12 protein-coding genes and 1 riboswitch are annotated in these 13818 nt (G+C 37.1%); of the genes, 10 read left to right on the forward strand and 2 right to left on the reverse strand.

What is annotated here, in order from left to right; genetic code table 11:
- The first annotated feature begins 87 nt into the window (after positions 1-87).
- The 7 genes from CRT24_RS08675 to CRT24_RS08705 all read left to right on the forward strand — a co-directional run bounded on the left by CRT24_RS08675 (position 88) and on the right by CRT24_RS08705 (position 8890).
- Complete coding sequence (locus CRT24_RS08675) at positions 88-3423, forward strand: TIR domain-containing protein (RefSeq protein WP_099370848.1); 3336 nt, start codon at positions 88-90, stop codon at positions 3421-3423.
- A gap of 5 nt (positions 3424-3428) precedes the next feature.
- On the forward strand, positions 3429-5114 hold the full coding sequence (locus tag CRT24_RS08680) for an NAD-binding protein (RefSeq protein ID WP_180269095.1): 1686 nt from the start codon (positions 3429-3431) through the stop codon (positions 5112-5114).
- A 54-nt stretch (positions 5115-5168) separates the two neighbouring features.
- A riboswitch (TPP riboswitch) is annotated at positions 5169-5261 on the forward strand.
- Positions 5262-5322: 61 nt separating this feature from the next.
- Positions 5323-6129: a hydroxyethylthiazole kinase gene (gene thiM, locus CRT24_RS08685; protein WP_099370850.1), complete on the forward strand. Its 807-nt coding sequence runs from the start codon at positions 5323-5325 to the stop codon at positions 6127-6129.
- Complete coding sequence (thiE, locus tag CRT24_RS08690) at positions 6113-6745, forward strand: thiamine phosphate synthase (protein ID WP_099370851.1); 633 nt, start codon at positions 6113-6115, stop codon at positions 6743-6745. Before thiM ends, thiE begins: the two co-directional genes overlap by 17 nt.
- A complete protein-coding gene (gene thiD, locus CRT24_RS08695) occupies positions 6742-7581 on the forward strand; it encodes a bifunctional hydroxymethylpyrimidine kinase/phosphomethylpyrimidine kinase (protein WP_099370852.1) in 840 nt (279 codons plus the stop codon). Before thiE ends, thiD begins: the two co-directional genes overlap by 4 nt.
- On the forward strand, positions 7568-8221 hold the full coding sequence (tenA, locus tag CRT24_RS08700) for a thiaminase II (protein WP_099370853.1): 654 nt from the start codon (positions 7568-7570) through the stop codon (positions 8219-8221). Before thiD ends, tenA begins: the two co-directional genes overlap by 14 nt.
- Positions 8222-8428: 207 nt before the next feature.
- Positions 8429-8890 (forward strand): copper resistance protein NlpE, encoded by a 462-nt coding sequence (locus CRT24_RS08705; RefSeq protein WP_099370854.1) that lies wholly within the window; start codon positions 8429-8431, stop codon positions 8888-8890.
- Between the two features lie 40 nt (positions 8891-8930).
- Here CRT24_RS08705 and CRT24_RS08710 read toward each other — a convergent pair whose 3' ends face one another.
- Complete coding sequence (locus CRT24_RS08710) at positions 8931-9965, reverse strand: quinone-dependent dihydroorotate dehydrogenase (protein WP_099370855.1); 1035 nt, start codon at positions 9963-9965, stop codon at positions 8931-8933.
- A gap of 52 nt (positions 9966-10017) precedes the next feature.
- Here CRT24_RS08710 and CRT24_RS08715 point away from each other — a divergent pair, with 52 nt between their 5' ends.
- Positions 10018-11928: an ABC-F family ATP-binding cassette domain-containing protein gene (locus CRT24_RS08715; protein WP_099370863.1), complete on the forward strand. Its 1911-nt coding sequence runs from the start codon at positions 10018-10020 to the stop codon at positions 11926-11928.
- 43 nt (positions 11929-11971) lie between these two features.
- Positions 11972-12583, forward strand: a complete 612-nt coding sequence (locus CRT24_RS08720; protein ID WP_099370856.1) for a DUF4126 domain-containing protein — start codon at positions 11972-11974, stop codon at positions 12581-12583.
- On the opposite strand, the gene CRT24_RS08725 is transcribed toward CRT24_RS08720, so the two are convergent.
- On the reverse strand, positions 12564-13472 hold the full coding sequence (locus CRT24_RS08725) for a 1-acyl-sn-glycerol-3-phosphate acyltransferase (protein ID WP_099370857.1): 909 nt from the start codon (positions 13470-13472) through the stop codon (positions 12564-12566). The genes CRT24_RS08720 and CRT24_RS08725 overlap by 20 nt on opposite strands.
- Before the next feature lie 137 nt (positions 13473-13609).
- Here CRT24_RS08725 and CRT24_RS08730 point away from each other — a divergent pair.
- Positions 13610-13818 (forward strand): DUF4372 domain-containing protein (locus CRT24_RS08730; RefSeq protein ID WP_218962599.1); only part of this gene is annotated, 209 nt, incomplete at its 3' end.

Genomic DNA, 13818 nt, shown 5'->3' on the forward strand with positions numbered 1-13818 from the left:
GTTTTTTATCACTCTTTATTAAAATTAATAGAAAAGGGTTTGGTTTTTGTCTATTGAAAATCGACAACTCAACCAAAAATTGTATTTATGGAAAATCAAGATCAGGACCTAACAAAAAAATACAAAGCATTTATTAGTTATAGCCATAGTGACAATCAAGGGGAAGGCAGAAAGTGGGCAGATTGGTTGCATCATGCTTTAGAAACTTATGAAATCCCCGAGGATTTAATTGGAAAGAAGAATGCTGCCGGTGAAGAAATCCCCAGGCAGATATATCCTGTTTTTCAAGATGAAAAAGAATTATCAGCTAGTTCTAGCCTTAGTGGCTCCTTAACATCAGCCTTAGACCGTTCTGAATTCCTTATTTATTTGAGTTCTCCCAAATCAGCAAGATCAACATATGTCAGGGATGAACTTAAATATTTTAAGCAAACTGGAAAATCTCAAAAAATTATCGCTCTGATCATAAAAGGCGAACCAGAATATGGGAAAGAAAATACCGATGCCCAATGTTTTCCAGATGAGTTGAGGTATAACATTGACGAGACCGGCAAAATCCTTTATGATCAACCCGAGGAGGTATTGGCTGCAGATGTCAGAATTCCAAATACGCAAGAAGAAGGTTTCACATCGGCAGAAGGATACAGAAGATATTTGCATGATAAAGGTACACCTAATCATCAAATAAAAGGATTGGTCGATGAATACAAAAAAAGACTCGACCTTGCATTGTTAAAGATTATTTCTGGAATCTTAGGTGTGCCATTGGCAGAATTAACCAAACGAGACCAAGCCTACCAATTAGAAAAAATAAAGCAGAAAAACAGGAATATCAAAAGGATTGCAACTGCAATTGGGGCATTAGGAGTTATTGCAATATTGGCGGGCATCTTTGCATGGAATCAGAGAAATTCAGCCTTGAAAAATCTTGCGAAATCATTATATGCATCAGGAATAAACAAGCTTACGGAAAGTGAGTATGGTGACGGTGCAGCTTATATTGCAGAAGCTACACGCCGAGGCGATGAGAGTGCAGCCTTATTTGCACATTCTATGTTGGCGGTACAGGAAGACTTGATCAGAATGCCCAATGTAAATTTTGGAGGCATTAGATTCTCGCCCAATGGTAAATGGATTGTTGGATTTGCAAGTGCTGGAGACAATAGCAATGTATTGCAAGTATGGGATGCAACAACCAGAAAACAGTTGATACAAAGAGATGATATATCTTCTAACCAGCCTCGATTCCCCCAATTTGACGAGAAAGACAATGCTTATGTAGTCAATTCAGATCTTGAGATCGTCAGATATAATATGGCTAATGATAAAAAAGATATCCTCCGTCCTAATCTCGACAGTAGTTTTATTTCACTTACCGCCATTTCTCCAGATTCAAAATATATAGTCATCAACAAACAATCAAAAGATGTTATTTTTTTTAATACAGTCACTAAACAAGAGCAAATATTAATCAAAAATGATCAACTGGTTCCTACATCAGCTTATTTTGACAAGACTTCAAAAACTTTATATATCAATCGTGGCTTGAAGGAAGGTAATGAATTGACTATCTATGATTTGGCAACCGATATACCAAAGGAAATTTTTAAAAAGTCGACCAAATTGGGTTCAAACCCTCCTGCCTTTAGCAAGGATGGCAATCAAATTGCTTTTCGTAATTCTGAAGGCTTATATTATTTTAATAAAAGCAACGGTATCAATTGGTTTTTACCAGGTCCTTTTTACATCAAGTTTGTGGGATTCACTGACAATGGTAATTTATATATCGGTGATGAAGCTCAGATTGTACAGGTGAATACCAATAATGGTTCGACATTAAAGAACACAGAATTACCGCGGAATATCTTCTTCTTGACAGACTTGATGAAAATGATGGAAAAGGATCCTAGTGACGAAGATGCAACATCGCCCGACTGGTCCCAATATCTAGTGAGTAATAATTCGCAAACATTTATAGAAAATAAAAACACCACCCCATTAAGGGTGGCTCAATATTATGAAGAAGGAGGATTGTCACATGCCCATCCTGGAATCACAAATGATGAAGCATTTTTAAGATATAAGGGCAAACCCGCCTTGGCAAAGTTGAATTTAAAGACAGGTCAAAAAAACAATGAGTTCATCAAGATTCCAGAAGAAATAGCACTTTTTTTAGTTCTTCAAAAAAGTAAAAAGATATTGGTCAAGGGAATAAGTGGCAAAACCTATTTCTTTGATGCCAGCAATGGCAAACCTGTTGGGAAGCCATTTGATTCCCAAGTAAAAACTTACATCTTCAATAAGGACGAAACCGAAGTAATGGCCAGGACAAGCAATAAAAGTTTCGCTGCTTGGGATATTGCTACCGGTAAACAGACCCTTAATTTTGCAATGGATCAAGATATTCCTGGGTTTACTGTAAGTCCAGATTTCAAAACCGTGGTGATGGTGAAACCTGATGGCTGGTCCATCATGGATATTGCATCCAAGAAAGTCTTAGCCGAGGGAAAAGAAACCATTAACAGTGGCGCTTTTAACCCAACCAGCGAATACTTGGTTATTATCAGCAAAAGTGGAGATGCGAAAGTTTTGAAAACAACAGATTATAAACCAATATTTCAGGTTAAGACCATTGCAGCGCCATTTATAGTTTTCAATAACGAGGGGAATGTAATGGCCTTATCTGAAGATGCTACGCACATGCGACTTTGGAATTTGGAAACCAAAAAATCCTTCGGCCAAAATATTCGGATCAGTAGGTTTACGCAATATTTCCACTTTTCGGATGATGATTCAAAGATTTTTGTTCAGGATGATGGTGAGAGATTTGCTTTTGCCGCAAAAGTCGTTGATGCAAAATCAGGGAATATTCTAACGATGCCGTTTATCAATCAAAAATTCGATGGTATCTATATCATGCCAGGTGATAAACAGATTATGACTGTGGAGTCTTTGGTTAATGGAATGGCAATCCATGTTTGGGAAACGCCAGGGCAAGTAAGTATGTCAAAAGACCAATTGGCAAGGGATTTGGAAAAATTCTATGGCAAGAAATATGATAATGAGACTGGAGCTATCTTAAATTATACCGACAGCACAGGAGACTATAACACTTGGTATTTTGAAGACCCATTCTTAAGAACTGTTTCACCGAGTTCAAATGAAAAAATCACGGATGTTTTGAAGAAGAATTATCCGATCAAGAATGAGGCTAATTTGCAGTTATTGGCAGTAACTTATGATTATCATCCATTGGCACGAGCGATGGTTGCCAATTATTTCAGCAGTAATCCTGACACAAAATTAATTGGCCAAAGATTAGTTGAAATTACAGACAAACAGCTATTAAAAATCAAAAACAAGGAATTAAAATCTGAAGTTGAAAACCTTCTCAAGGAAGCTAAACAGAATCTTAGTAAGTAATGAACATGAAATTAACAAGACGGCAGAAAGGACTTTTAGGGATATTATTCATAGTTTTTTTGATTATTATTTCATGGGTTGGTTTATCCAAGTTTTTCCCGGAAAGTAACACTTTGAGGTACTTACCCGATAGGATTTACAGAATCATAAAGATAGTTTTTGGGGGTGACCCAACAGCATCAGGTTTGGAAGACAATGATGTACCTTGGGAACTTATTGTTGCTAAGATATGTACTATTGGTATCCTGATTTTTGGTGCTTTCAAAATTATCCAAAAGGTCTTTTCTGAACAACTGAATTTGTTAAAAGCATCATTTAAAAAAGATCACGTCATCTCTGTAGGGATTTCCAAAAAAGGTAGACAGCTGTTTAAAAACCTGAAAGAAGAACACCATAAAAAAGCTGTTGCAATTGAAAAAGAAACTGAACATGCCGATATTAATTCTGTCAAAAAACTAGGTCATATTGTAATCATTGGAAATGCTGAGGAGGAAAATACCCTCATCGAAGCTGGAATCAAGAGAGCATCAACTCTAATTGCTTTTTTGGAAAATGAACAAACTGTTATTGAAATCATAGAGTCTATACAGGACATCTATGATGAATCTAAATGCACAAATCTTCTAAAAGCATATTTGCATATTAGTAATCCTCGTTTAATTGACCTTGTTAAGAATACAGGCATTCATTTTCAGAAAAACAATATTGACCTACATTTCTTCAACATCCAAAAGATGTTAGCGCGACAGTTCTTTGCTCAAATTCCATTGGATATGCAATCAAGTGGAAAGCAATTGTCTGATATTAAAAAAATAGTATTCTTGGGATATGGAGATTTTGCGAAAGCGATGCTGATTCAAGTGATGAGAATATTCCATATTTCAACTGCAAATGACCTTCAAGTTTCCATCTATTCTGAAAAAGCCGATAAAGACAGAAAATATTTTCAAGAGCAATATCCTAAAGCTCAGAAAATATTCCCAATTGCCTTTAAAAATTTTGATGGATCATACAATGAAGTGATAGAACAGGAGAAATTAGCGGACAACGATTCGGATGTTTTGTTTATAACCAGTTTTGATCAAGATCAGCAAAACCTGAATGCTGCTTTAGAGATATTGAACAAAACTCAACAAGTCTCCTATCCTATTTATGTTTTGAATGCAGAAGGTAAGGGCCTTCGGAAGTTAATCCGTTCTTCTGATGAAATTGACAGGATCAAGTTTTTTGGTCAGATGGAAGATATTTGTGACTTAGAATTTATTACTGGCGAAAAACAAGATCGTTTAGCCCAGTCTATTCATGATGATTACAGAAAATTACTTTCTGGAGCAAGTTCCGAATCTTCGAAATATACCTCTGATTGGCATACCTTGACAGAAGATGCTAAAGACGCCAATCGGGCACAAGCAGATCATATACCTTATAAGTTTTTAATGACTGGCAAAAACTGGCCAGTTCATGAACCTCAAAACATAATGTTCACAGAAGATGAGGTAGAAACGTTAGCCATAATCGAACATAACCGTTGGATGGCACATCGCTATATCAACGGTTGGGATTTTGGGGAAGAAAGGAACGATGAACTCAAATTGCATCCCTCCTTGATTCCATGGGAAATTCTCAGTGAGAGTGAAAAGCAAAAAGACCGCGACACCATACTTCGTATTAAAATCTTATTAAACTCATAAGAATTCGAGATAGCCTTTATAATTTGACTTTGCAGATTGTTTAGGCTATCTTTGATTTGGCTTTAGGGGTATTCTGAAAAGAATTGAGAGAGTCCCTTTGAACCTGATACGGTTAAAACCGGCGTAGGGAAAAGCAATGATCGCTTGGCATTTTTTTATGCCCCCTTCCTACCCTTTTTAGCCATTAATGTAATTTAAAATAATATTAATGGAAAACGACATTTATACTTTGCTCACTCAGGTACGATCCACAACACCACTCGTACAAAACATCACCAACTTTGTAGTGATGAACAACACCGCCAATGCTTTATTGGCTTTAGGTGCATCGCCTATTATGGTACATGCTGAAGAAGAAATCGAAGAGGTATTAACCTTTTGCAACTCCCTTGTAATCAATATAGGAACTTTGAGTAAACCTTGGGCAGAAAGCATGATTTTAGCTGCTTCTTTTGCCAATAAAATTGGGAAACCATGGATATTGGATCCTGTTGGTGCTGGAATATCTTCTCTTAGAAATGAAACCTTGAAAAAATTATTGGCCCTCAAGCCAATAGTAATAAGAGGGAATGCTTCTGAAATCATGGCGCTCCAAAATTTTGGGTCTACTGGAAAAGGAGTTGATAGTACGGAAGAAAGTTCAACTGCACTGGAAGCTGGTAAGTTTTTGAATAAAGAATATGGATCAATCATATGCATTTCTGGGGAAATAGATTATGTAATTTCTGGAGATGAAGTTGCCGAAATTGCCAATGGATCTGCGATGATGACCAAAGTGACAGGGCTTGGATGCACATCGACAGCTATCATTGCAGCATTCTTGGGACTTGGCAACAATCCATTTCAGGAAGCGATTGCTGGAGTTGCAATAACTAGCCTTGCCGGTGAGTTATCAGCCTCCATCTCAAAAGGTCCCGGAAGCTTGCAATTGAACTTATACGATACGCTGTATAATCTCAGTAAAGAACAGATCTCTGAAAATCTTAAGCTCAAGAGAAATGCCAATCCATCCTGATTTTCCCTATCCACTTTATTTGGTCATATCTGAGTCTGACTGTAAACATTTGCCTTGGCTACAAGTAGCTGAAGCGGCAATCCAAGGAGGGGTTGATATTATTCAACTTAGGGAAAAGGATATTTCAAGGAAAGAGTACTTGCAGAAAGCAATAGATCTAAAAAATATAACAGACAGGTATGCTGTGCCTTTGATCATCAATGATGCAGCAGATATAGCTGCTGAAATTGGTTCTTGGGGTATACATGTTGGTTTATCAGATATGCAACCACTTGATATTATCTCCACCTATGGCGATCGTCTTAAAATTGGTTGGTCCCTGGAATTTGCAGAACAATTAAAGGATAAGGAGATGCATGCCGTCCATCATTTGGGGGTAAGCCCAATTTTCAAAACTCCTACCAAGACGAATACAGTGACAACTTGGGGTATTGATGGATTGGAAGAATTGTCCAAAACAGTTTCTAAGCCAATGATCGCTATTGGAGGGATGAATATTTCAAATGCTGGAAAAGCATTTGAATCAGGGGCAAATAGTATCGCTGTTGTTTCAGCTATCTGTGCAAGCACAGATCCTAGGAAAGCAGCAGAAGAATTAAAGGGAAAAATCATATGACAGAAGATAAAAAATATCAAACACCTACAGTATTAAGTATTGCAGGGTTTGATGGCAGTGGTGGTGCAGGAATTCAAGCTGACACAAAGACAATTTCATCATTGGGGTGTTATGCTATGAATGTACTAACTGCTTTGCCGGTCCAAAACACTCAAGGAGTAAGAAATATTTTTGAAATACCTACAGAAGCAGTCAAAGAACAATTAGATTGCCTCTTTGACGACATCTATCCTGACAGCATTAAAATTGGAATGGTCCATAGCAGTGAACTGGTTGAGGTTATTGCAAACCACCTTAAAGATTATAGAGGAAGTATAGTATTCGATCCAGTGATGGTTTCAACAAGTGGTCATCGATTGATAAAGGACGAAACGATTCAGGCGATTAAAGAGTTATTGTTTCCAATTGCATCTATTATTACTCCAAATTTGGATGAAGTTTCCGTGCTTGTAGGAAAGGAGATTTCTGACGTCAAGGCTATGGAAGAAGTTTCGGAAGAGATCCTTGGACTAGGTTGTAAGTCTGCTTTATTAAAAGGAGGCCATCTAGACAGCGATATTTTAACGAGTATCCTTATTCAACATGGTAAACCAGCGCAATATTTTGAATCTAAACGAGTTAACACCAAAAACACTCATGGTTCAGGATGTACACTTTCTTCTGCAATTGCCTCTTTTTTAGCGAGAGGGTTTAACCTAACTCAAGCAACAGAAAAAGGATTATCGTATGTTAATAGTGCTATACTTGGCAGTAAAGATCTCGTTATAGGCAAAGGCAACGGACCTCTAAATCATTTTTTTAACCCCATAAAACTCATTAAATATGAATTGGACTGATCATGCTTGGCAGAGCATCCAACCCTTATTTCAAGAAATATTGGAAATGCCGTTTATCCAAGAATTAAAAGAAGGCACACTTCCACTGGAGAAATTTCAGTTTTATATGCTTCAAGATGCTAAATATCTTGAACATTATGGCAGGGCATTGGCTGCTTTAGGTTCTAAAGCAATGGATAATAAAATGGCATTGGATTTTTTCGAATTTGGGAAAAATGCTTTGGTTGTTGAGAGTGCATTGCATGAAGCTTATTTTGAACAATTTGGTCTTCAGGCACATCAAGAAATAACCATAGAACCTATTTGCCATCACTATATTCATTTTCTCAAAAGCACTGTGGCCTTTGACCCGATTGAAGTGGCAACAGCCGCAATTTTACCTTGTTTTTGGATTTATAAAGAAGTAGGCGACCACATCTTGGAAACTCAAAATTCATCTAACAATCCTTATAAAAATTGGATAGATACTTATAGCGGGGATGAATTTGCGGAGGGTGTAAAACTCGCAATTGCATATACGGATGTCATGGCTGAAGATTCAACGGCAGAAAAAAGAAAATTAATGCTGGAGGCCTTTAAAACTGCTAGTAAATTAGAGTTTATGTTTTGGGATGCTGCTTATAAAAACACAAAGTGGTGAGTACCTCAAGGAAATTGTTACAACAACTGAGTTATTAAAATTTTTCATAGAGCAGTACTAATATTGGTTTAAAATTAATTTAAGCCTTTCAAATAAATATTTGGGGGCTTTATTTTTTTAATAAGAAAAATTATTGTAAAAATTTTTAGTTATATCTTTTCAATTGGCTTAATTTTTGGATAAATTTGATAAATAAAATTAGTCTTTATGAAACAACTATGGTTAATAGCAAGCTTAGCATCTATAATAACGGTTAGCTCCTGCACATCAAATGCCAAAAAACAATTAGAATCTGATTCCAGCAGTATGGAAACAACCGATACGAATCTTGTAGATACTACGCATACTTCGCAGAACTCATTGGATTGGGCGGGGTCTTACACTGGCGTCATTCCATGTGCAGATTGTCCGGGAATTGAAACTACTGTTACTTTAAATTCCGATGAGACCTTTAGTTATAAAGGAGTTTATCAAGAAAGTGATACCAAAGTTGAAGATACAGGTAAATTCATGTGGCACAACAACGGCAGTGTAGTACATTTAGTTGGAAAAGATGTGAACATGAAGCTGAAAGTTGGAGAAAATCAATTGTTTTCTTTAGATCAAGAAGGAAATCCAATTGATGGCCCATTGAAAGATCAATACATACTTAAGAAAGTAGCTCAATAATTTAGTGAAAAAGGAGGTTAAAATTTAACCTCCTTTTTTTTTATTTTTTCTCTTTCAGAATTCCTTTACAAATATCAGCAACGAGGCCAGGCCCTTGGTATATAAATCCTGTATATACTTGGACTAGGCTTGCTCCTGCATTTAATTTTTCAATTGCATCCTCTGCAGAGTGTATTCCTCCTACCCCTATGATTGGAAATGCTTTTTCTGATTTATCAGAAAGGTATTTAATCACCTCTGTTGATCTTCTTGTTAATGGCTTTCCACTTACCCCACCTGGTTCCTGAACCAAACTTCTATGGCTTTGCAGACCTTCTCTAGCAATTGTCGTATTGGTCGCGATCACTCCTGCAATTTTTGTTTCCAAAACTATTTCTACTATATCATCCAGCTGTGTGAAGGTCAAATCAGGAGCAATTTTTAACAAAATAGGCTTTGGGTTACTTTTTTCAAGATTTAAATTCTGCAGTGTGTTTAGAATATGCATTAACGGTCCTTTTTCCTGTAAGTCACGTAGTCCTGGCGTATTTGGTGAACTGACATTCACAACAAAATAATCTACATAATCAAACAATGAATTAAAACAGTAAATATAATCGTTGACAGCTTCTTCATTAGGTGTAACTTTATTTTTACCAATATTTCCTCCTATGATTACGCCATTTTTTTCTTTTAGGAATTTCAGTTTTGCGGCAGCTACATCAGCACCTTTATTATTGAATCCCATTCTATTGATCAGCGCATAGTCATCAACGAGTCTGAACATCCTGGGTTTGTCATTTCCGGGCTGCGGTTTTGGTGTAACGGTTCCAATTTCTATAAAGCCAAAACCTAGTCTTGCCATATCCTCGATGTATTCTGCATTTTTATCAAATCCCGCGGCAAGGCCGACAGGATTCTTGAATGTCAAGCCGAAAACCTTGGTTTCCAACCTTGGGTCATCCACGCAATACAATGATTTTAACAAAGATTTCGTGCCCCAAATTTTGTTGAAGAATTTCAATCCAGAAGTCACCGTGTGATGTGCTTCTTCAGGGTTCATGGAGAAGAATAATGGTTTAACTAGCTTATACATGAGTGCAAAGGTAGCCAAAGATGAAGAAATATTCATTACTTTTGCACCCGAAATGATATCTATAAATAACTTAACATTCGAAATTGGATCAAGGGCCTTGTACGATGAGGCCAACTGGCATATTAAACCAGGTGATAAAGTTGGTCTAATCGGTGCCAATGGTACCGGAAAATCTACTTTATTGAAACTTATCGTCGGAGAATATTCACCTACCAGCGGTACGATCTCTATGGCCAAAGACCTTAAGTTAGGTTATTTAAATCAAGATTTACTTTCTTATCATTCGGACAAGAGCATTCTTCATGTTGCCATGGAAGCTTTTGAACGTCAGAATCAGCTTCATACAGAAATAGAAAATCTGTTGAAAAAACTGGAAACTGATTATTCCGATGATATCTTGAATAAGCTGAGCGATAAGCAAACAGAATTCGAGGCATTGGATGGTTACAGTATAGAATTCCGTGCTCATGAAATCCTTGCAGGATTGGGATTTTCAGAAGAAGAACAACAAAGACCATTAGCTACCTTCTCAGGAGGATGGAGAATGCGTGTTATGTTGGCGAGAATCTTGTTGCAAGCGCCTGATATCCTATTACTGGATGAGCCTACCAACCACTTGGACTTACCATCAATCAAATGGCTTGAAACTTATTTGCAAAGTTTCGAAGGTGCAATTGTTATCGTATCCCATGACCGTTACTTCTTGGACCGTATTATCAATAAAACTGTTGAATCAAGGAAAGGAAAGTTAACGCTCTATGCAGGTAACTATAGTTTTTACCTAGAGGAAAAATCTCTGCGTGGTGAAATCCAGAGCAATCAATTTAAGAACCAACAGGCTAAGATCAAGCAAGAAGAGAAACTAATCGAAAGATTCCGTTCCAAAGCAAGTAAAGCAAAAATGGTTCAGTCCCGAATCAAGGCTTTGGATAGAATGGAAAAAGTGGAGGAAGTGGATGATGATAACCCTGAGGTAAACTTCAGCTTTAAATTCTCCAAACCATCAGGCAGGCATGTGGTGACCTTGGAAAACATTTCCAAATCGTATCCAAATGTTGAAATTTTGGAAAACACGGATGGTTTGATTGAAAAAGGTGACAAAATTGCATTAATTGGTGCCAATGGTAAAGGTAAATCTACTTTGCTAAGGATTGTTGCTGATGCGGACAAAGAATTTGAAGGAAAAAGTACGAAAGGACACAATGTATCACAAACGTTCTTTGCCCAACATCAATTAGAGGCTTTGCATTTAGAAAATTCTGTTCTTCAAGAATTAGTTGCCTTTGCGCCTAAGCATACAGAAACAGAACTACGTTCTATTTTGGGTAGTTTCCTATTTACTGGCGATGATGTTTTCAAAAAGATCAAAGTTTTGTCTGGGGGTGAAAAATCAAGGGTTGCTCTTGCCAAAGCATTGACTGCAGATGCCAATTTCTTGGTACTGGATGAGCCGACCAATCACTTGGATATGGCATCTGTCAATATCTTAATCCAAGCTCTTCAACAGTATGAAGGATCATTCATTGTCGTATCCCACGACCGATATTTTCTGGACAATATTGCCAATAAAATCTGGTTTATTGAAAACAAGGAAATAAAAGAATATCCTGGATCCTACCAAGAATATGAGGAATGGAACTCAAAACGTGTTATCAAACCTGAAATCAAGCAGGAAAAGAAACCTAAAGAGGAACCAAAGAAGGAGAAAGCAGCTCCAACCGAAGACGTAAAAAGGATTATTCAAAAAAAGAATAAAGAGTTAAATCTTTTGGAAGAGAAAATCGAAGAGCAAGAGGTTTTGGTAAAACGTCTGGAAACTGAACTAGCACAAGAAGACATTTATTCTGATGCTGTCAAATTACAGGAATACACTCGGAATTACAATTCTGAAAAAGCAAAGCTAGAAACATTGCAACAAGATTGGGAATTATTGGCTGAAGAAATCATGAATCTGGAAGGTTAATTTATTGGCTAGAATTTTGTTGTAAAATTCATAAATCCAAGAGATGACCGATTCACTACCATACTTAGTTTCGTTGTTCATAGGCATTGGCCTTGCTGCAGCCACAGGGTTTCGTGTATTTTTGCCTATTTTCTTTTTGAGTCTAGGCACTTATCTCAAGATTATTCCTTTGGATGCAGATTATGCTTGGATTGGGAGCTTACCTGCGGTAATAGCTACTGGAATTGCTACCTTGACAGAAATCATTGCCTACTATATCCCCTTTGTTGACAATATTCTAGACAGTATCACTGTTCCACTTGCTACTATTGCTGGATCCATGCTCTTTGCTTCTCAATTTACAGAGGTAAACAACTGGATACAATGGTCCTTGGCAATAATTGCCGGCGGAGGCACAGCTGCCACTATAAGCTCAGTGCTTGCCGGCACCAGAGCTGCATCCTCCACAACGACTGCAGGTGTAGGTAATCCTGTCCTGTCAACAGTAGAAACCATTGGGTCTACCATCATGAGTATATTCGCCATATTTATTCCGGTGCTTGCAGGGATCTTGGTCTTGATCATGCTGTATTTCGCAATTAAATATGGTAAAAAATTATATTATAAAATCTCGGGTAAAAAGCAGCAGAATAAATTTAAGGATTCAACTTGTTGACACGATCATCTAAATTTTCTCCACCAACCCTAACAGGCTGGTACTGTACCCAACAATATGACAAGAATGGCAAGAGGATAAATATCAAAAATCCCCACCAAAACCCCGTGATACTGCCTATAATTACACTCAATAAAAAGATAATAACAGGATAAGTAAATAGAAGAACAGCAAATAATAAAGAATCATAAAAGATCGTATTTTCTGTTTTTTTCAATACCTGTTTTTTGACTAACTGATAGTACCAGTTATGTGTATATTTACCAGCTATTGCTGGGAATTTCATCCATTCTCTACTTTTTCGGATGCCTTCTGTTTCTCCCACAAAGCTATTGAGCATATGGCTATCCATTTCCCCTCTAACCTTTTTAATAATCTCTTTGGTCATAACTTCAGAATTATTTAAATAATCTGTGGAGTCAATAGGCTCCAAAGCTTCTAAGTACACAGCCTTGGGGTTAAAATCAAATGAATTATAACTCAAAATATAAGGTTGTACCTGAATAGGTACATCCATCTGAACTGCTCGTTGGATAATAGAGTTCAACCCTGTTGTCATAAAAGGTTTTAAATCAATATGATTTCTTGAAACTCCTTCAGGGAAAATCAACAATTTGCGTCCCATCTTCAACTGTCGTACACATTCGTCATAAGTGAATGCATTCCTGATCTCAGCATCATCGCCATCATTTTTCTTATAAATTGGCAACATAAAGAATGTACGCAATGCCCAATTTGCCCAAGGTTTTTCAAAAATATCTCCCCTTGTTAAAAAACATATTTCAGATGGTTGATGCACAGTAATAATCAGTGCGTCAAAAAATGAATTAGGATGATTTGAAACAATCACAGCCGGATTATTATGGTCTGCATATTGCAGATTTTTCAACTGCCAGTCCGAAACATACCAGTTTAGGCCTAGTTTAACGAATGACCTTCAGTAGCGTCCTAAACGAGGGAAAAAATGGCGGTGGATTTATATAGCAGGGAATGCTATATTTATTTCGCCAAAATTGATCCATCGCCATGGTAAATATAAACGTATTCTCTCAGATTTTGGGACTCGTAGATCGGAACATTTTCAAAAAATTGGTTCACGAACATCAATCTGACAAACATCACAAGGGCATCAACAGTTGGACGCATTTTGTGAGCATGCTATTCTGCCATCTCTCTTCGGCAGATTCGGTTCGTGACATTTCTAATGGACTCCGCAGCACTACTGGCAACATGAA

Origin of the sequence: Sphingobacterium sp. 1.A.5 (genome assembly GCF_002734235.1) — a bacterium.
Lineage (GTDB): Bacteria > Bacteroidota > Bacteroidia > Sphingobacteriales > Sphingobacteriaceae > Sphingobacterium > Sphingobacterium daejeonense.

Excerpts from the sequence above, each read along its gene's own strand:
- CRT24_RS08720 (WP_099370856.1), top strand. The coding sequence starts at position 11,972 with ATGACCGATTCACTACCATACTTAGTTTCGTTGTTCATAGGCATTGGC.
- CRT24_RS08680 (WP_180269095.1), top strand. The coding sequence starts at position 3,429 with ATGAAATTAACAAGACGGCAGAAAGGACTTTTAGGGATATTATTCATA.
- CRT24_RS08715 (WP_099370863.1), top strand. The coding sequence starts at position 10,018 with ATGATATCTATAAATAACTTAACATTCGAAATTGGATCAAGGGCCTTG.
- thiE (WP_099370851.1), top strand. The coding sequence starts at position 6,113 with ATGCCAATCCATCCTGATTTTCCCTATCCACTTTATTTGGTCATATCT.
- thiD (WP_099370852.1), top strand. The coding sequence starts at position 6,742 with ATGACAGAAGATAAAAAATATCAAACACCTACAGTATTAAGTATTGCA.
- CRT24_RS08705 (WP_099370854.1), top strand. The coding sequence starts at position 8,429 with ATGAAACAACTATGGTTAATAGCAAGCTTAGCATCTATAATAACGGTT.
- thiM (WP_099370850.1), top strand. The coding sequence starts at position 5,323 with ATGGAAAACGACATTTATACTTTGCTCACTCAGGTACGATCCACAACA.
- CRT24_RS08710 (WP_099370855.1), bottom strand. The coding sequence starts at position 9,965 with ATGTATAAGCTAGTTAAACCATTATTCTTCTCCATGAACCCTGAAGAA.
- tenA (WP_099370853.1), top strand. The coding sequence starts at position 7,568 with ATGAATTGGACTGATCATGCTTGGCAGAGCATCCAACCCTTATTTCAA.
- CRT24_RS08675 (WP_099370848.1), top strand. The coding sequence starts at position 88 with ATGGAAAATCAAGATCAGGACCTAACAAAAAAATACAAAGCATTTATT.